The 19,348-nt window shown below is 36.9% G+C and carries 19 protein-coding genes and 1 other annotated feature; of the genes, 7 read left to right on the top strand and 12 right to left on the bottom strand.

What is annotated here, in order from left to right; all coding sequences use genetic code 11:
• Window positions 1-125: 125 nt before the first annotated feature.
• The 4 genes from A2J09_RS22410 to A2J09_RS22395 are packed head-to-tail and all read right to left on the bottom strand — an operon-like array spanning window position 126 to window position 2,935.
• Complete coding sequence (locus A2J09_RS22410) at window positions 126-1,061, bottom strand: RluA family pseudouridine synthase (RefSeq protein WP_031418765.1); 936 nt, start codon at window positions 1,059-1,061, stop codon at window positions 126-128.
• A complete protein-coding gene (locus tag A2J09_RS22405; RefSeq protein ID WP_031418763.1) occupies window positions 1,036-1,830 on the bottom strand; it encodes an NAD kinase in 795 nt (264 codons plus the stop codon). Before A2J09_RS22405 ends, A2J09_RS22410 begins: the two co-directional genes overlap by 26 nt.
• A gap of 2 nt (window positions 1,831-1,832) precedes the next feature.
• Window positions 1,833-2,498, bottom strand: coding sequence for a GTP diphosphokinase (locus tag A2J09_RS22400; RefSeq protein WP_012292963.1), 666 nt, complete (start codon window positions 2,496-2,498; stop codon window positions 1,833-1,835).
• Between the two features lie 53 nt (window positions 2,499-2,551).
• A complete protein-coding gene (locus tag A2J09_RS22395; RefSeq protein ID WP_012292962.1) occupies window positions 2,552-2,935 on the bottom strand; it encodes a UPF0738 family protein in 384 nt (127 codons plus the stop codon).
• A 127-nt stretch (window positions 2,936-3,062) separates the two neighbouring features.
• Between A2J09_RS22395 and A2J09_RS22390 the strand changes: the two genes are divergently transcribed.
• From A2J09_RS22390 to A2J09_RS22375, 4 genes are all read left to right on the top strand, one after another.
• On the top strand, window positions 3,063-3,650 hold the full coding sequence (locus A2J09_RS22390) for a CYTH domain-containing protein (protein ID WP_012292961.1): 588 nt from the start codon (window positions 3,063-3,065) through the stop codon (window positions 3,648-3,650).
• Between the two features lie 28 nt (window positions 3,651-3,678).
• Window positions 3,679-4,446, top strand: coding sequence for a lytic transglycosylase domain-containing protein (locus A2J09_RS22385; protein WP_031418761.1), 768 nt, complete (start codon window positions 3,679-3,681; stop codon window positions 4,444-4,446).
• A gap of 219 nt (window positions 4,447-4,665) precedes the next feature.
• Entirely contained in the window at window positions 4,666-5,073 is a 408-nt protein-coding gene (locus tag A2J09_RS22380; RefSeq protein ID WP_012292959.1) for a globin domain-containing protein, read from the top strand.
• Window positions 5,066-5,875, top strand: a complete 810-nt coding sequence (locus A2J09_RS22375; protein ID WP_012292958.1) for a DsbA family protein — start codon at window positions 5,066-5,068, stop codon at window positions 5,873-5,875. The genes A2J09_RS22380 and A2J09_RS22375 overlap by 8 nt, the downstream gene beginning before the upstream one ends.
• Window positions 5,876-6,260: 385 nt before the next feature.
• On the opposite strand, the gene pepF is transcribed toward A2J09_RS22375, so the two are convergent.
• The 4 genes from pepF to spxA form a co-directional block, all read right to left on the bottom strand.
• Complete coding sequence (pepF, locus tag A2J09_RS22370; RefSeq protein WP_012292957.1) at window positions 6,261-8,078, bottom strand: oligoendopeptidase F; 1,818 nt, start codon at window positions 8,076-8,078, stop codon at window positions 6,261-6,263.
• A gap of 53 nt (window positions 8,079-8,131) precedes the next feature.
• The gene (locus A2J09_RS22365; protein ID WP_036160849.1) at window positions 8,132-9,253 is read right to left on the bottom strand and encodes a competence protein CoiA; all 1,122 of its coding nucleotides are present in this window, start codon (window positions 9,251-9,253) and stop codon (window positions 8,132-8,134) included.
• A 179-nt stretch (window positions 9,254-9,432) separates the two neighbouring features.
• Complete coding sequence (gene mecA, locus A2J09_RS22360) at window positions 9,433-10,101, bottom strand: adaptor protein MecA (protein WP_008181512.1); 669 nt, start codon at window positions 10,099-10,101, stop codon at window positions 9,433-9,435.
• Window positions 10,102-10,536: 435 nt separating this feature from the next.
• Window positions 10,537-10,932, bottom strand: coding sequence for a transcriptional regulator SpxA (spxA, locus tag A2J09_RS22355; RefSeq protein ID WP_025116803.1), 396 nt, complete (start codon window positions 10,930-10,932; stop codon window positions 10,537-10,539).
• A 487-nt stretch (window positions 10,933-11,419) separates the two neighbouring features.
• Window positions 11,420-11,645: a binding site (T-box leader), on the top strand.
• A 61-nt stretch (window positions 11,646-11,706) separates the two neighbouring features.
• On the opposite strand from spxA, the gene trpS reads away from it, so the two are divergent.
• Window positions 11,707-12,696: a tryptophan--tRNA ligase gene (gene trpS / locus A2J09_RS22350; RefSeq protein WP_012292953.1), complete on the top strand. Its 990-nt coding sequence runs from the start codon at window positions 11,707-11,709 to the stop codon at window positions 12,694-12,696.
• Window positions 12,697-13,033: 337 nt separating this feature from the next.
• Here the strand turns inward: trpS and fabF are convergent, their stop codons facing one another.
• Together fabF and A2J09_RS22335 are read right to left on the bottom strand one after the other, a co-directional pair.
• Window positions 13,034-14,275 (bottom strand): beta-ketoacyl-ACP synthase II, encoded by a 1,242-nt coding sequence (fabF, locus tag A2J09_RS22340; RefSeq protein ID WP_031418753.1) that lies wholly within the window; start codon window positions 14,273-14,275, stop codon window positions 13,034-13,036.
• Between the two features lie 30 nt (window positions 14,276-14,305).
• Window positions 14,306-15,244: a beta-ketoacyl-ACP synthase III gene (locus tag A2J09_RS22335; protein WP_012292951.1), complete on the bottom strand. Its 939-nt coding sequence runs from the start codon at window positions 15,242-15,244 to the stop codon at window positions 14,306-14,308.
• 398 nt (window positions 15,245-15,642) lie between these two features.
• Between A2J09_RS22335 and A2J09_RS22330 the strand changes: the two genes are divergently transcribed.
• The gene (locus A2J09_RS22330) at window positions 15,643-15,837 is read left to right on the top strand and encodes a YjzD family protein (RefSeq protein WP_025116798.1); all 195 of its coding nucleotides are present in this window, start codon (window positions 15,643-15,645) and stop codon (window positions 15,835-15,837) included.
• Window positions 15,838-15,886: 49 nt separating this feature from the next.
• Here A2J09_RS22330 and A2J09_RS22325 read toward each other — a convergent pair whose 3' ends face one another.
• The gene (locus tag A2J09_RS22325; protein ID WP_012292950.1) at window positions 15,887-18,013 is read right to left on the bottom strand and encodes an ATP-dependent Clp protease ATP-binding subunit; all 2,127 of its coding nucleotides are present in this window, start codon (window positions 18,011-18,013) and stop codon (window positions 15,887-15,889) included.
• Window positions 18,014-18,274: 261 nt separating this feature from the next.
• Here A2J09_RS22325 and A2J09_RS22320 point away from each other — a divergent pair, with 261 nt between their 5' ends.
• Window positions 18,275-18,970 (top strand): Crp/Fnr family transcriptional regulator, encoded by a 696-nt coding sequence (locus tag A2J09_RS22320; RefSeq protein ID WP_012292949.1) that lies wholly within the window; start codon window positions 18,275-18,277, stop codon window positions 18,968-18,970.
• Between the two features lie 59 nt (window positions 18,971-19,029).
• Here A2J09_RS22320 and A2J09_RS22315 read toward each other — a convergent pair whose 3' ends face one another.
• Entirely contained in the window at window positions 19,030-19,338 is a 309-nt protein-coding gene (locus tag A2J09_RS22315; RefSeq protein ID WP_025116795.1) for a metal-sulfur cluster assembly factor, read from the bottom strand.
• Between the last annotated feature and the right edge of the window lie 10 nt (window positions 19,339-19,348).

Here is a 19,348-nt window from a genome sequence, read left to right as displayed (position 1 = left end):
ATGTTTTCTATTTGACTATACCTTATATTTGTACTTAGAAGATGAAAAACGCGTAAAGAACCCTTTATTTACTATCAAAAATGATAAGGAGATGCCCGTTGTGCGAACATCTCCTTATCATGATTTTAAGTGGAAGATTCTTTAAGCAAATTTTGCATATCTTCATTAAGCATACTTGTGAACTGCAAATGTTCACTTGTTAAGGGATGTGTCATATTTAAGGACACACAATGTAGTGCCTGACGGTCCATATGAAGTCGACTTCCTCCATAAAGCTCATCGCCAACAAGTGGATGACCTAACGACGACATATGTACACGAATTTGATGTGTACGTCCTGTATGCAATGTAAGCCCTATATGTGTCATCGGTTCAGCCCCTAAGTAAAAACGTTGTATTACAGTTACATCTGTATGAGCATATTGCCCATCTTCACGAACCTCTCGCTCAATAATGCTCGTTTCTTTACGCCCAATTGGTGCTACGATTGATTGGCTATCCTGATGAACATGTCCGTGGACAATTGCCTCATATTTCCTTGAAATCTCACCATTACGCTGAGCCAAGCCTGTTAAATGATGAATGTGTGCATGCTTGGCAATACAGAGTAAACCTGATGTATCTCGGTCAAGTCTCGTTATAATATGAGCAGTGGATGCTAATCCTTGCTGCTCAAAGTAGCCACAAACAAGATTGGCAATACTATTGGTTGGGTGTTCACGTGAGGGGATGGTGCTTTGGTTAGCCGGTTTATTTAACACCAAGATTGTATCATCTTCATATACTATAGCCAAATCTCCATGTTCGCTCGTGAGCCCCTCACTCTTTTCCTCAGGAGGAAATGTCACTTCTACACAATCATCAACTTGAAGGGCATATCTTACATTTCGTTCAATCCCATTGACCGTCAATAACCCTCCATTGAACTTTATAGCAGTTAGTGCTCGCTTAGATATACGCCATTCTTGTAGGGCTTCTCGTAATAATTGACCCTCTTTCTTAGCCACAAAGCGCAATGTAAATCTAGTATCCGTCTTACTCATTTGCAACGAATGATTCATGCACACGTTCCCAAAATGGGAATGGACGGAAACGTGCGAAACGTACCCTTTCATTAGCCACGTTAAATACAATTGCCTTTACATCACCCTGTGTAATTTGTAAATGGTCCACTGTCATATTAAAGTTTTGTTCATTTACTGGACGTAATACACAATGATGGTGAGCGGGTAAAATTAATGGAGAACCAACTGTCCTGAATACACGATTATTAATGGATGCGATTTCTGTAATTTGAAGTGCTGCTAAAGTTGGATGAATGATTGCCCCACCAAGCGCTTTATTGTAGGCTGTACTTCCAGAAGGAGTTGACACACAAAGACCATCTCCTCTGAAACGTTCAAATTGATTGCCATTTAGCTCAACGTCCATGACAAGTGTTACATCTGGCGATTTAACTGTTGCCTCGTTTAAAGCTAGATACGTATTCGATGCTGCATTATGATGCTCCACCTTCACTTCTAACAGTGGATATTCCACCACATTAAAATCCTTTTTAGCAATGGACAAAACTAACTTTTCTAATTCAGATGGCTTCCAGTCTGCATAAAAACCTAGATGTCCTGTATGGATGCCCACAAATGCCACTTGATCTAATAAATGAGAATATCGATGAAAGGCATGTAAAAGTGTCCCATCTCCACCAATAGAGACAACGATTTCTGGTGCTTCCTCATCATAAGTTAAGCCAAAATCCTGTAAGTAGGTTTTAGCTAGCTCCATTAGTTCATTGGATTGTGCATCTCGACGTGATTGAATCGCAAATTTCATTGTTAGTCACGCTCCTTCTCCGATAATAAATTAGGATTCGATGCTTCCTTATATTCGCTGAAATACGCCTGCGCTTCTTGAATTTCACTACGAATAGATGACATTTCCTCATCCAAGCGAAATGCTGCCTCAGCAGCACTTTGCAAGCGATTTTTTATTTCCTCTGGGAACATGCCCTTATATTTATAATTTAAAGAGTGCTCAATAGATGCCCAAAAATTCATAGCGAGTGTTCGTATTTGGATTTCGGCTAACACTACCTTTTTGCCCTGAATCGTTTCAACAGGGTATTCAACAATCATATGGTAAGAGCGATAACCACTTGGTTTATTATGTGTAATATAATCGCGTTCTTCCACTACACGCATATCTTTTCGTTGACGGATAAGCTCAGTTACTGTAGCAATATCATCCACAAATTGACACATAATTCGAAGACCGGCAATATCACCGAGTTCATCACCAAGTTGTTTAGATGGCTCAAAGGCTAACCCTTTTTCCAATGTTTTATCATATATACTTGCTAAGGGCTTCACACGTCCTGTTACAAATTCGATAGGTGAATTGGCATTAACAATACCAAATTGTGAACGCATGCCCTTTAATTTTACTTTTAGTTCATCTACTGCTTGTTTATAAGGACTTAAAAATATTTCCCATTGTCCCATCACAAAAACCTCCCGACATTCGGTATCGAACACCGTCTGTTCGTTTTGTCTTTCTATTCAGCGAGAATTGCCTTGAAGTGTTGTTCCACTGTTTGGACAAATTCTGCCCCGTAATTGTAATTTCCTTCAATATTATACACGAGCATTTCCAATTCATCGTAGAAATTAATAAGCTCGATTGCTTCATCATTTATTCGTAGTATTGGATCTTTCTTTTTTTGTAAAATATGTACAAGATTCTCCCAACTACTCGGTGGAAAACGCAAGTAATGATAGTCTTCACCTGCATCCAGTAAATAAATAAATGCAAAATCATCTGAATCTGCAATAAGTTGTCCAGCAGGTTTTAACTGTAAATTTACTTCATTGTCGTTTAAACTAAAATGAAGTTGATCTTGTTCAAAATTCGATGTTTCTATTGTGTAAATTTTACGCACGTGCGGTTCCCCTTTTCGTTGTACTCTTCCTCTTATTTTAGCACAGAGGGTAAATAGTTGCAGTGTGTAAATGTTAAATCAAGCGAAACAGCGAATGAAAAATAAAAAAATAAATAGGTGAATAAATATGACACAAGAAATTGAAATCGAGTTTAAAAATCTCCTAACTAAACATCAATACGAGCAACTGTTACAAGATTTCCACATTCATAAAAATGCTATTCATCGTCAAACAAATCATTATTTCGACACAGCTACTCAGGCTATTCGCAAGCTACAAAGTGGATTGCGTATTAGACAAATTGGTGAATATTATGAATGTACACTTAAAGAAAAAAATACTGAGCATGCCCACCTTGAAACTACAGATCAATTAACAGCGGCTCAAGCTCAGAAAATGCTGAAGGGCGAAGGCTTTTTCGCTCAAGAGGTCGCCAAAAAACTTGCCATTCATAGCATTCCTTTAGACCAATTACGTGTGTTTGGTTCGCTTACTACAGATCGTGTCGAAATTCCGTATAAAGAGGGGCTTCTTGTTTTTGACCATTCTTACTATTTGCAGTGCGACGATTATGAGGTAGAATATGAAGCAAAAGATGCCATAAAAGGGAAAGCAATCTTCGACGAATTTTTACAACAACATGGTATTCAAAAGCAAGAAACTGATAAGAAAATCGCCCGCTTCATGAAGGCTTTACAGCAGCAAAATTCATAATAGTTTAAAAAGAAAGGTGACTAACCTCTTGGATATTCAATCACTAAGATCTTTAATGGAGATTCAAGCATTACAAACACTTGGTTCGACAGATGGTTCATCTACAAACGCTTTAACAGACAATCAATCTATTTTTTCTGACATGATGAATGAATTATTGGGAGATGCTTCAACTGCTAGCAATGCCACATTATCGAGCCTACTAGGTGGAGGCACAGCAAACGCTGATATCTTCAATCAGTTGGCTAATACATCAGAAGCTACACTTGAATCATTGTTATACAAAGGTTCTAATGCTGTGTACATTCCTGATTCTGTTAAGCAGGCATTAGCAACCTCTTATGGGAATACAAAACTCGACTCCTATGTTTCTGATCATGTAATTGGCTCAACTGCCTATGCAAACTCTTTGGCAGGAGCAGATCAATATGCTGCTATTATCGAAAAAGCATCAGCTACATATGGTGTGCCTGAAAAACTTATTGCAGCCGTCATTAAGCAGGAATCCAATTTTAATCCATCCGTTGTTAGTCATGCAGGCGCGCAAGGCTTGATGCAATTAATGCCTCGCACAGCACAGTATCTAGGGGTTACGAATGCTTTTGATCCAGAACAAAATATTATGGCTGGGGCAAAGTATTTGCGTCAAATGCTAGATAAGTTTGATAATGATCCTACACTAGCATTAGCTGCCTATAATGCAGGCGCTTCTCGTGTCACAAAATATGGAGGCATTCCTCCTTTCAAAGAAACACAGAATTATGTCAAAAAAGTGATGAATTACTTCACAGTGTAATCGCATTATTCCTACTATCTATCTTTTTTCCAACAAATTTCACCCGCTGTGGTGAAATTTGTGCTTTTATAGCGAACAACAATTCGAAAGAGCTCTTTATTTGTGAAAACGAAAAGACGTTGATAGAATGAAGGTAGTCACAAGAAATTCACATTTTACTGATGACGGAGTATATAAATGGTACTTTACGATATAAAGAATTAAAGGAGCATATAACCTATGAGTCGAAAATACACTGTTCCTTATGAGGAGCTGGGGGCTGAAAAACTGGAAGAGCTTATTCATGCGTTCTATAAAAGAGTTGCTCAGCATCCTGATCTTATTCCAATCTTTCCAAAGGATTTGACAGAGACAGCCCGTAAGCAAATTCAATTTCAAACACAGTATTTAGGTGGACCTAATCTCTTTACTGAAGAACATGGACATCCAATGATGCGTGCACGTCATATGAATTTTCCAATTACACCAGACCGCGCACAGGCTTGGCTGGAATGTATGTCAGAAGCTATGGATGAAGTAGGTTTGGAAGGAAAGTTCCGTGAAACTTATTATCAACGTTTAGTATTAACAGCTCATCACATGGTTAATACGCCTAATGACGATGAGGGGGAATTGTTACGTGAATAATATTCAAATGCTACAAGAACCAACGCCAACGATTTCTACTGCCAATAAGCCTATTGAATTGTATATTTTCGTAGATCCACTTTGTCCTGAAGCTTTTAGCATGCAAGCTGTGCTCCGTAAATTACAGCTTGAATACAACCATTACTTCACTTGGCGTTTTGTTTTAAGCACTGAGCTTACTTCTTTAAACTGCTTAAGTAAGCGTGTAAAGGGCTGTATCTCAGGCATAGAGCTAGATATTAATCATCCTGTATTACCTTCTATCGCTATTAAAGCGGCCGAATTACAGGGAAAACGCGCCGGAGCACGATATTTATCGAAATTACAAGAATATGTATTACTAAGCCATCAAGATGTAAACTCCTATGCTACTCTTTTAAAAATCGCAGAGGATATTCAATTAGATATGACTGAATTCACCGTTGACTTCGGTTCAAAGGAAGCAGCACGCGCTTTCCAATGTGATTTATACATTAAACGTGAAATGGAAGTTGACGAAGTCCCTAGTATTGTATTTTTCAATGAATGTATTGAAGATGAGGGACTAAAAGTTAGTGGTAGCTATGCCTATGAAGTTTATGAACATATTTTACAAGAAATGCTCAATGAACAGCTGGTACGTCAGCCTTTACCATCAATAGAGGACTTATTTTCAAAATTCCATACACTTTCTACAAATGAAATAGCATTTATCTATTCATTAACAGAACAAGCAGCTGAACGTGAACTAAAGAAACGTATGCTGCAACAAAAGATTGAACGAATCCAGACAACTCACGCTACTTTATGGCGTCTTAAATAATAAACGTTAAGGACTTAACTAATCATTAGTTGAGTCCTTATTTTATACTATAAAAAAACAAAGAAACGCCTCTATCCTCGACCGATAGAGACGCTTCTTTTTCACAAAGGGGATGGGAGAAATGTTCACGTTCAAACAAAGGGGTGTATGTTTGTTTTGTGATTTATTTCACAAGAATTACTCTATCACGGAATAATATATTTAGCAATGAATCCAATACTAGATTCACAAATTTGTCAAATAGAAAGCGATTTCAAACAGTATTTTTCCTAGATGCACTCTTTTAAAGTATTTAGAAATCAAAAAAAATCATTATTCTTTCCTTTCAAATAAAGCTACCTATAAAAAAAATGAGGCTATAGGAATATTCCTATAGCCTCATTAATTAGTTATTCAACAATAATTTTTCTAATTCATTTAAACGATCTTCAAATACTTTACAAGCATCCTCTATTGGCTTCGCAACGTTCATATCAACACCTGCTGCCTTTAATACTTCAATTGGGAAATCCGAGCAACCTGCTTTTAAGAAGTTATTAATATAACGTTCTACAGCCGGTTTACCCTCCTCTAAAATCTGTTTACTCAATGCTGTAGCTGCTGATTTACCTGTCGCATATTGATAAACATAGTAATTATAGTAGAAGTGCGGAATGCGAGCCCACTCTAAACCAATTTCCTCATCCACAGCCATATCATCACCGAAGTACTTTTTATTAAGTTCATAATACACTTCAGTCAATCGATCAGCTGTCAAAGATTCACCGTTTTTATCCATTTGATGAATTAGATGTTCGAACTCAGCAAACATTGTTTGTCTGAAAACTGTACTTCTGAAACCGTCTAACCAATGATTTAATAAATAGATTTTTTGTTGAGGGTCATCAATGGTTTTGAGTAAATAGTCATTTAATAATTCTTCATTACATGTCGAAGCAACCTCAGCCACAAAAATAGAATAATCCCCGTAAACAAATGGCTGATTATTTCTTGAATAATAACTATGAACACTATGACCAAATTCATGTGCCAACGTAAATAGATTATTCACATTATCTTGCCAATTCATTAGGATATAAGGATTTGTTCCATAGGCACCGGACGAGTATGCACCACTTCGTTTCCCTTTATTCTCTAAAACATCTACCCAACGGTTATCTAGTCCGTTTTGTACGATATTTTGATATTCCTCTCCTAATGGTGCTAAAGCCTTCACTAAAATATCCTTAGCTTCGTCGTAAGTAACCTTCATTTCTACTTCTTTTACAAGTGGTGCAAATAAATCCCACATATGCAATTCATCCACACCTAAAAGCTTCTTACGTAACGAAATATAACGCTGCATTGCAGGTAAATGCTTATGGATGGTTTCTACTAATTGATCGTAAACATTTTCAGGAATGAAATTATTAGACATCGCTGCCTCACGTGCTGAGTCATAATGGCGAATACGAGCGCTCACATTATGTTTCTTCACATTCCCTGTTAGTGTTGAAGAAAACGTGTTTTTAAACTTGCCATATGTTTCGTACATGGCTTTAAACGCCCCTTCACGAACTGAGCGATCTTTGCTCTCTAAAAACTTAATATAGTTACCATGTGTAAGTTGTACTTCTTCCCCTTCTTCATTTTTTACAAAAGGGAACTCCAAATCCGCATTATTTAACATGCTAAATGTATTAGATGCAGTGCCAGTGACCTCAGACATTTGAGCCAGTAATGCTTCCTGTTCCGCTGGTAAGACATGTGGACGTGCCATTGTAATCTCTTTTAAAGATTGCTTATATAATTGTAGGTCTTGACTTTCAGCTAAATAGCTTTCAATTGTTTCCTCATTTAATGCCAAAATTTCTGGCGTTAAAAATGATAGCCCCGCAGAAATACTAGTTGCTAATGTTTGTATACGGCTATTCATATCTTGATAAAAACTATTTGTCGTATCCTGATCGTAACGCATATGAGCATATGTGTAGAGCTTCATTGCACGTTCATAAATATGGTCGTGATACTGTAAAGCCGCTAATAATGCCTGTGCCCCATTATTTAAAGTTCCTGCAAAACTAGATGCTTTTTTAGCAAGTTCTGCAACTTCCTTAAACTCCTCTTCCCAAAGTGCGTCAGATGCAAAAATGTCCTCTAATCGCCATGTTAATTCTTTCGGTACTTCATTTCTTACCAAAATTTGATTACTGTTACTAGCCATGTGCATGCCAGCCCCCTTTATATGTGCTTTTTTCCCTATACTCTCATATTTTCTCAGTATATTGCGGCAATTGCAAATAATTGTGCGTACACTTGCTCACAAATATCCTGTAGTTTGTGATCTTGTTTTATTCCTTTCAATATTCGGCTATATTGTTGAACAGCCTTTACTGCCTGTCCTGTATACTTTAAGTGATATTGAATTAGAAAATCTTGTATATGGTGTTTTTTTAGATCATAAGGCTCTAAACCTAACTGTTGACTAAAAAACCACAGCATAGTTTGCCATTCACTCGCAAATAACGAGATGGCTGTCCCTTCTTTTACGGGAATACCGATATAAGAGGGCATTGCCGAAATAGAAAAATTCATCTCATAACAACTTCGTAAAAATGAATCATGTACGCCCTGCTTACTATGTAGGAGGCGCCTATTTGTAAATTGCTGGCAAGCACGTTTATATAGCTGCCAATACTGTTGAAATTCTTCTAAGGAAATACAAGTTGGTATATAAAATGGAAAGCGTTGTTGTTTTATTGAGATTTTTTGTACTTTACCTATAAAAGTATGCCCATGGACATGGAGGAGATTCGTCCAATATACAAATTGTGCAGTTTTGGCATTAAAGGTCATTAAATAAGGAAGGCCTGTTGAAGTGGTCATAAATGACTTTTGTAGTAATGGGGAAATGCTTATTTTTCTAATACCAGTGATTGCTTCGTTCCTTTGAGGAGTTAGAAAGAGCCAAATTGGTTGTATGTTATTTGTTTCATAGCCTATTGTCCGTTTTTGCCATTTATCATGAGTAATGGGGCTACATTGAAATTCCAGTGCGAAGTTGTTATTGTCAAAAGCAACAAGTAAATCTGGACGCTGAGAAAGCTCTGTTAAATAGGGCTCCAGCTCCACTTTAAGCCTAAGCTTTTGTAGCCATTCAAACAATTGAATTTTACCTTGTAAATGAAGTTTTGATTCACCTTCTGCAAAGTACTTTGAACATTGATTTTGCGTATGATGTGCAAAATGTGGGATAGTATAGGAACCAATTTTTAAATGAACTGGTTCTAGACATTGAGGACAAAAAAATGTCATCTGGCGCCTATATTTCTGCAATGCTTCTCTCGTATATTGATATGGGTGAAAAAGCTGCTGAAGATGGTTATAGGCAATCAACATATAATCAGCTCCTTTTAGCCCAACTATAGTAAACATTATTAGCTATCACAAAATAAAAGCTGCTTTTTCTTGAAATTTATAAAATGCTACTATTGAACATTTCGTATAAAAAAACTGTAGTGAATCTCGATAAATTTACCGAGTCTCACTACAGTCTAAAAAATCAAGTAAACAAATGCTTAAGCAAAGTATTTTCGAACTGTCTCAAAGCAATTAAATTCCATAATTTTTTCGCCGTACTCCTCTAAACGATGAATCGTAAAATTAGATGGCGTTAAAAATTCTTTGATGACTGCATTTCGATCGTGACGGTTTAACTCTTCATCTGCATTACCAAAATCAACCACTAAATAGTACCAATTTTCATATTTAAATAATGAGGAATCCACTAATTCGTCTGTCATTCGCTTTGCAACAGGGATTAACTCATCAATATCTTTAAATTTATATACATAAATGTCTGTATCCATAAATAATTCTGATTCATCCATGTCACCAAATTGAGTTAGTTGGCTAAGAAGATCATCCCCAACTTCATCGAATGGTGCAAACATCTCTTTGTGTTCATCAAAATTCGAATGACCATCTAATGTTTCACCGTCTTTTAAGATATGTGCACGTGTGACAATGATTTCTAAGCCTACTTCAGATGCATTGATATGAATCCAAATCGGACCTTCTACATCAAAATAATCCTCCGTATTTACTTCATCAATCATATCCCAAAAAAGCTGTTCACCCTTTGCTCGATTGTACCAGATTTCTTCACGACTATAGCCGCGATCCTCTATATCATTGTACGTAATAAAGAGCTTAAGTGTATTTTCATTTACACGTTCGATGTCCACTAGACCTCATCTCCCTTCACTGTCATATGTCGAAAAACAGTTTTGTTTCATTAGTATGCTTTTATTCTTTTTTTTTAACCTTCATACTGCATTTGTTTTTCAACCTTTGACCACACCAGTAAAACCACACGAGGAACTGCAAACGTTAAAATTTTTTATTCACAGTTGTCTCTAACACTATTGTATGCTGTTCTGTCATAAAATGAAAAGGATATACACCGTTTCACAGAAGATATTTGAATTATTGAAATTGTAGTAAACTATTTAACTTAAATCAAGTTTAACATACTTTAACGGAAATATATGACTTTCCACTATTAATTATTATACTTTATATAGAAGGTATTACATAAGTAAAACATAAAAAAATAGATGTCACAATATGCATCTCACAGCTGTAACATCTACTACTTATTTTATTCAGAATAGATAAAATTAATTCACCATTCTTTGTGCTTCTTGCAACTGATATGCTCGAACTTTTCGAGGTAAAAAACGGCGAATTTCATCTTCGTTATAGCCAACTTGTAGACGTTTTTCATCTAGAATAATTGGTCGGCGCAATAAACCAGGATATTCCTGAATTAATTCATATAAACGTTGTAAAGGTAAACTTTCCACATCTACATTTAATTTTTGGAATATTTTCGAACGCGTAGAAATAATTTCATCTGTGCCGTCTTCCGTCATACGTAAGATTTTTTTAATTTCACTAATACTTAGTGGTTCAGAAAATATATTACGTTCTGTATAGGGAATTTCGTGCTCCTCAAGCCATGCTTTCGCTTTACGGCAAGAGGTACAACTTGGTGATGTAAATAGAGTTACGATCATTCCTTCTGACACATCCTTTCATTTTGTAATCATATCTATAAACCAGTGTGTTAAATTAGAATTAATGTAATGTAAAATACACAGTACCATTATACAGTACTCTGCTGTTTTTGAATATAGTTCCAATAAAAAAAAGAATGGGTGTCTCGCTAAATTTTCTGTCTTTTTATATACCTTTTAAATGTATATACTTTTTTCACAACATTCCGAACTACTACTACTATTCCCACTTTACATGCATTTTAAACATCTTTTTATGACTCTCAGCTGTTCTCATTTAACTAAAGTAAACGAGAAAATTGTCAATTTGACGTGTACACCACAAGTTAATTTTAATAAAAAAGTTTAATTTTATAACAAAATTACACAACAAAAAAAGCATATAATTTTTTCTCAAAAAAAAACACCGCCAAAAGTCTGACTTTACACAATGAAATCTTTATACTATAATTCAATGCAATAAAATCAATTTGAACTTAAATTGAGAAAAACGCTGACGAAGAGTAGTACATATGCTACGTACACGTTTAGAGAGTCTGTGGCTGGTGAAAACAGACCGTGGGGCATATGGAATGGACTTCCGAGTTAGCTTTGTGAACGTTTTAGGTATGTAAACTACTAGCAAAGCTCGTCCCTTCACGTTACGAAGCTGAGTGGCCGTTAAGGCAAGCTGGGTGGTACCGCGGATTCAAACATCATTCGTCCCTTCATTAGAAAAAGTCTAATGAGGACGCGTGATGTTTTTTATTTGAATTCGAGGAGGAAATTTTCATGACAACAATCTTTTCAGGTGTTCAGCCTACAGGAATTGTAACTTTAGGTAACTATTTAGGAGCCTTCAAGCAATTCCCTGCCCTTCAAGATGAAGGGGATGCTATTTATTGCATCGTCGATCAACATGCTATTACAGTCGCTCAAGATCCAAAAGAATTACGAGAAAGCATTCGTAAACTAGCTGCTACTTATATTGCGACTGGCATCGATCCTAAAAAATCTACATTATTTATTCAATCAGAGGTGCCTGCACATGCTCAGGCAGGATGGATGTTACAATGTGTTGCATCTATCGGAGAGCTTGAACGTATGACACAATTTAAAGATAAATCTCATGGTAAAGAAAGCGTCTCTGCTGCCCTTTTAACATATCCACCATTGATGGCTGCAGACATTCTACTTTACAACACAAATATTGTCCCAGTTGGTGATGATCAGAAACAACATATCGAGTTAACACGTGATCTGGCAGAACGCTTTAATAAACGTTATGGCAACGTTTTAACAATTCCAGAGATTCAATTACCAAAAGCTGGTGCTCGTATAAAATCCCTACAAGAACCAACAAAGAAAATGAGCAAATCTGATCCAAATACAAAGGCGACAATTAGGTTGCTAGATACGGCTAAGGATATTGAGAAAAAAATAAAATCAGCTGTTACTGATTCTGACGGTATCGTAGCATTTGATGTTGAAAATAAACCAGGCGTTTCAAACTTATTAACAATTGAATCGGCTATTTCAGGTATATCTATTGCTGACTTAGTAAAAAAATATGAAGGCATTGGTTATGGCGGCTTCAAGCAAGGCGTAGCTACTGCAGTAATCGACCACCTGACGCCAATTCAAGAAAAGTTCTATCATTTAGTAGAATCCTCTGAATTAGACGTCATCCTTGATGAAGGTGCTGAAAAAGCAAATGCAATTGCCAGTGCCACATTAAAACGTATGGAAGAGGCAATGGGTCTCGGTCGTGCACGTCGCTAATCATTTATAGTCTATCTGACGTTCGATCAAAGCCTATATCAAGAACGACAGCGCATATGATGATACATGCTCCAACCGCCATATAAAATTCTGTTGTTTGAAAAATAAATTTAAATACAACTTTCCAAGAATAGCCTAGCGTACGGTAATTTAAATACAATATGAGATTCCCTACAGAGAGGATCATGAGACCATAGCTTACTAAAAATAAAAAGAGACGGAACAAAGTAACGGCATCCTTTCTATTTCTTCTTACTTATCATTTATTCACAAAACTATAAAAAAAGACGTCAGCCAATTAAATTTGGCTGACGTTTTTTGAGTTTAGTTGTACTATTTATGCTTCATATTTTTTAAATAGAAGACTTGCATTGTGACCACCAAAACCAAGAGAATTACTCATTGCATATTGAATATTTGCTTCTCTCGCTTCATTTGGAACATAATCTAAATCACAATCTGGATCTGGATCTGTTAAATTAATTGTTGGTGGTAATATACCTTCTTTAAGTGCAAGAGCAGTAAAAATAGCTTCTACGCCCCCTGCTGCCCCTAATAAGTGTCCTGTCATAGACTTTGTAGAACTCATAGCTAGGTTATAAGCATGGTCACCGAAAGCAGTTTTAACCGCTTGCGTTTCGAATAAGTCATTATATGGTGTACTCGTGCCGTGTGCATTAATATAATCAACTTGTGATGGCTCTACACCAGCATCTGTCAATGCTTGCATCATTGCACGTGCCGCACCTTCACCCTCTGGAGCTGGAGCAGTAATATGATGAGCATCTCCCGTTGCACCATAGCCTAGAATTTCGGCATAAATTTTAGCGCCACGAGCTTTTGCATGTTCGTATTCTTCTAAAATGACAATACCAGCGCCTTCTCCAATAATAAATCCATCACGGTTTTTATCAAATGGACGGCATGCTTCTTGCGGATTTTGATTTAAAGATAGTGCAGTATTGGCACAGAAACCTGCCACAGCCATCGTTACGATTGGTGATTCCGCACCACCTGAAATCATGACATCTGCATCTCCACGTTCAATGACTTTAAAAGCATCTCCAATTGAATTTGTTCCAGAAGCACATGCTGTTACAGAACAAGAGTTAATACCTTTTGCGCCAAAATGAATCGACACTTGACCTGAAGCCATATCTGGAATCATCATTGGAATGAAGAATGGGCTAACTCGTCTTGCCCCGCGCTCTTGGAATGTTAAAAACTGTTGCTCATAAGTTTCCATTCCACCAATGCCTGAACCAATCCAAACACCAGCACGTGGAGCTAGCTCCTCATCAATTGTTAGCTGTGCATCTTCCATAGCCATGATTGAAGCAGCTAATGCATAATGTGTAAAGCGGTCCATCTTTCGAGCTTCTTTACGATCAATATATTTTTCAATATCAAATTCTTTCACTTCTGCTGCAATTTTCGCTGCAAAAAGATCTTTATTTAAACGTGTTAGCTCACCAATGCCAGATTTACCAGCTTTAATGTTCGCCCATGTTTCTTCGATGCTATTTCCTAGTGGTGTAACTGCGCCAATTCCTGTAATTACTACTCGTCTTTTACTCATTGTCTTACTCCCCTCAAGCATTTTTCCTACTTATTTTCCCCATCTCATGGCAACGGCACCCCATGTTAAGCCGCCTCCAAAACCAACAAGGACTAATAAATCATCCTCTTTAATTTTACCTGCTTCAAGCTCATCTACCAAGGAAATACCAATCGAAGCTGCAGAAGTATTTCCGTATTTATGAATCGTTTTTGACATTTTTTCTGGTGGTAGCTCTAATCGCTCACGAGCTGATTCCATAATCCGTATATTTGCTTGGTGTGGCACTAAAAAATCTACGTCTTCTTTTGTTAATCCTGCTTTATCTATTACATTGACAGCTGATTCACCCATTTGACGCACAGCAAATTTAAACACTTCACGACCATTCATGGCAATTGTGTCTTGTTTTGTTAAATAAAGATTTTTACCGCCCGTGCCATCTGCACCAAGCTCGAATGATAAAATACCTCTGCCATTAGAAACTGGACCTACAACGGCTGCGCTCGCGCCATCACCGAATAATACAGCTGTATTTCGATCGTTCCAATCAATAACCTTTGACAGCTTTTCAACACCTACTACTAAGACATATTTATAAGTGTTTGCCTCTACAAAATGTTTAGCTGTCACTAAACTATATATAAATCCTGCACATGCTGCTGCTTGATCCATCGCCGCAGCATTTACTGCTCCGAGTTGTTCCTGAACCATACATGCTACACTTGGAAAAGTTTGATCTTGTGTGACAGTTGCTACAAGTATTAATCCAATTTCTTCAGGCGTAATACCCGCTTTTTTAATAGCTTCTTTAGCAGCGGCTACTGCTAAATCTGAAGTTTCCTGATCATCTGCCGCAAAATGACGTTCTTCAATGCCTGTTCGCGTACGAATCCACTCATCCGAAGTATCCATTATTTTTTCTAAATCAAAATTTGTCACGACTTTCTCAGGAACGTATTTGCCTATTCCTAAAATACCAGCGTTCATATAGCAACCCCTCAGCTTTCTTACTATCAATTATTAGTAACTGGTCATAATTATAACGCATAGTAAAGGACAGACGCAAGTTCATTTAAAATTAATGTGTTGAGAGCACGGCATTTCTTTATTATCGAAAGGGAGCTTTCAGCTTTTGAAGGTATTCTTATTACTTCTCTCATTTGGTATGAAGTCTATAGCGGTTCTATTTTTTTTGTAAACAACCTTTAACAAAATAAATACCCTCACAAAACCAAGATAATTATTAAATGCAAAACCTTGTATTTGTTGTGACAAATTCGCCATGTTTCACATAAAAGATTCATTTTTTTTCGATTTATGTTATGATATGATAATGAATATGAGTAAAAACTTATGATGAAAAAAGTTCGGTTGAGGTGAAATTAATGCAATATATCGTAACGTTCGTATGGTCATTCCTACTAGTTTCTATGTTAAACTATGTAGTCAGCTCTGTACTTGGTGCACCATTTGATTTTAAGACAGGGGCAATCGTTTCAGTTGTATTCTCCATCTTAATTTTTATTATTGGAGCAATTATTCCAAACGATCCTACACCAGAAGCTGCAGACCATCATTAATTCAGCTAGAAAAAACCTGTTCCGCATTATGCGAAACAGGTTTTTTCTGTTATTTTTCCACTATACAATGGCCATCATGCATTTTTACATGCAATGTTTCTCCAGGCAATACCTCACCCCGTAGTAGTTCCTTAGCCACAGCTGTTTCGATATGTCTTTGTACGAAGCGCTTTAGTGGTCTTGCACCAAATTGGGCATCTGCTCCTTGTTGGACAACCCAATCGATAACTTCTTGGTCAATAGCTAATGTAATTTCTTGTTCTGCCACTCGTTTCCTTAACTGCTCCACATACTTCCAAGCAATAGCTGTAAAATGTTTATTTGATAACGCATGGAACAAGATAATGTCATCCATACGGTTTAATAACTCTGGTTTAAAATGCTGTCTGAGAGCAGCCATAACCAAGTCTTCAACAGTTGGATCGTCATCTTTTGCCTCCATTAAATAACTAGAGCCGATATTCGATGTTAGAATCACTACTGTATTTGTAAAATTGACCATACGTCCTTGACTATCTGTAATTCGGCCGTCATCTAAAATTTGCAATAAAATATTAGCCACATCGGGATGTGCTTTTTCAATTTCATCTAGTAAAACAACAGAATAAGGGTTACGACGCACAGCCTCTGTGAGTTGACCTCCTTCTTCATAACCAATATAACCCGGAGGAGCTCCAACTAATCGAGACACGCTATGCTTCTCCATATATTCGCTCATATCAATTCGAATGAAATGATCTTCTGAATCAAATAATTGAGCAGCTAGGGCCTTAGCAAGCTCTGTTTTACCAACACCTGTTGGGCCTAAGAATAAAAAGCTACCAATTGGACGATGCGGATCTTTAATGCCTGCACGAGCACGCCATACAGCCTCTGTTACTAATTGAACAGCTGTATCTTGACCAACTACACGTTCATGTAAGGTTTCCTTTAAACGCAATAGTTTTTCTCGCTCGCCCTCCACTAGTTTTGTCACAGGAATACCCGTCCAGCGAGAAACAATTGCGGCGATTTCGTCAGCTGTCACTTCTTCACGTAAAATACGAGACTCTGCACCGCTTTCTAATTCTTTTTCGAGTTCCTGAATGTCTTTTTCAAGTGTTGGTATTTTACCATGACGTAATTCAGCAGCTTTATTTAAATCATATTTACTTTCTGCCTCCTCTAAATCACGACGGTATTTATCTAATGTCTCCCGTTTTTTCTGAATTTCATGTAGTTTTTCCTTTTCTGCTTCCCATTGCTGCCTCATCCCCTCAGAAGACTCTTTCAACTTTGTCAATTCTTCTCGTAATTGCTCAAGACGTTTTTTACTTGCTTCGTCCTTTTCCTTCCGTAACGCTTGTTCTTCAATCTCTAGTTGCATAATACGACGAGTCACTGCATCTAGTTCCTGTGGCATTGAATCAATTTCAGTACGAATCATTGCACATGCCTCATCAATTAAATCAATCGCTTTATCTGGTAAAAATCGCTCTGTAATATAACGATTGGAGAGCTCTGCTGCAGCCACAATCGCGCGGTCATGAATACGTACTGCATGATGTAATTCAAAGCGTTCTTTTAAGCCTCGTAAAATAGACACAGTATCCTCAATAGAAGGCTCACGTACAAGAACTTGTTGGAACCGGCGTTCTAAGGCAGGGTCTTTTTCAATATACAGACGATATTCATCTAATGTAGTCGCACCGATACAGTGTAATTCGCCTCGAGCAAGCATGGGCTTTAACATATTTCCTGCATCCATAGCACCATCCGTTTTGCCTGCGCCTACAATTGTATGAATTTCATCAATAAATAAAATGATTTGCCCTTCTGAATCTTTAACTTCTTTTAATACGCCTTTTAAACGCTCTTCGAATTGGCCACGGTAGCTTGCTCCTGCTATTAAAGCACTCATATCCAGCTCGTATAGCACGCACTCTTTCAAGCCCTCTGGTACATCACCCTTCACAATACGTTGAGCCAAACCTTCTGCAATCGCTGTTTTACCAACTCCTGGCTCACCAATTAATACAGGATTATTTTTTGTTTTACGCGTTAATATACGAATGACATTTCGAATTTCCTCATCGCGCCCAATAACGGGGTCCATTTTGCCATTTTTAACTTCTTCTATTAAGTTACGTCCAAATTGCTCTAATGGCTTTTGATTATCAGTTTGTTGAAATTGCATAATTAGCACTCCTTTACTTTACTATTTCGCATAATCTTTATACCCATTCTTGTTCTTTTTAAAAGTTTGACCTTATTTGACTAACTTTATTTTACATCACTCGACAATTCTTATGCAAAGAAATAGCACTAAATTTTTACACTTATAAATAAACATTTACGTTATAATAATGGTATGTTTCTATGTTTAAGTATCGAAAAATCCACTGTCCTTTTGTAATAATCGCCATTTATTACAAAAAGAAAGCGATGTGTTGGAGATATGGTTTCAAAGGATAATATGTTAGAAAAAATTATGGACCTTTTTCAAAAGCATGGTGTTTTTATCAAAGTAAATAAAGGGAATAAAATTTTTCTAGAAGGTGAACGGTCAAAGGAAATTTACTATATTAAGTCGGGTGTTGTATCAATTAGTCAAGAAACCGAAACTGGGAAGGAATTGACGATTCGAATATGTGGTCCTGATAGTATCATTGGAGAGGGTTCATTATTTTGTAACCTTGTCTATAATTCCATGACTGCAAAAGTTTTAGAATCTGCTACGCTATATGTTTTAAGTCGGCAGTCATTAGAACATTTACTGGAAGAACAGCCTACGATTATGGTGGAATATATGAAGTGGCTACAAACAGAAAATTTAAAGCATCAGAGTCGTTTGCGTGATTTAGTGTTAAACGGAAAAAAGGGTGCCTTGTTTTCAACGCTCATTCGTCTATCTAATACGTATGGTAAGCTTTTAGAGGATGGTTCCATTTTTATTGAGTTTCAACTAACAAATACGGAAATTGCAAATTTGTGTGCGACTAGTCGTGAAATGATTAATCGCATGTTGAATGATTTAAAAAAACATGACATTTTGACTTTTGACAAAGGCTTTATTACTATTCATGATTTACAATTTTTAAAAAATGAGATTGCCTGCGAAAATTGTCCATTACAAGTATGCCGTATCGATTAATTCGTTACATGCTAAATCCCTGCTTATTAAAAATAAGCAGGGATTTTTAATAGACACTATTAGCGTACACCCAATGCCATTTTGGCATAGCGTGACATTTTGTCTTTTGACCAAGGTGGATTCCATACAATATTTACATTTGTACTTTTCACTTCTGGAAGCTCGTTTAATGCTGTATTCACTTGATCCACAATCACTGGGCCAAGTGGACAGCCCATCGATGTTAACGTCATTGTAACCGTTGCTACACCTTCATCATCTAAATCTACATCATATACTAAACCTAAGTTGACGATATCAATTCCAAGCTCAGGGTCAATTACATTTTCTAATGCACCTAACATGCTATCTTTCATATCCTGATCCATTCCCATTTCT

Source organism: Lysinibacillus sphaericus, from assembly GCF_001629735.1.
In the GTDB taxonomy this organism is placed as follows: Bacteria; Bacillota; Bacilli; order Bacillales_A; family Planococcaceae; genus Lysinibacillus; species Lysinibacillus pinottii.
This window is presented reverse-complemented; position numbering and strand designations above follow the sequence as displayed.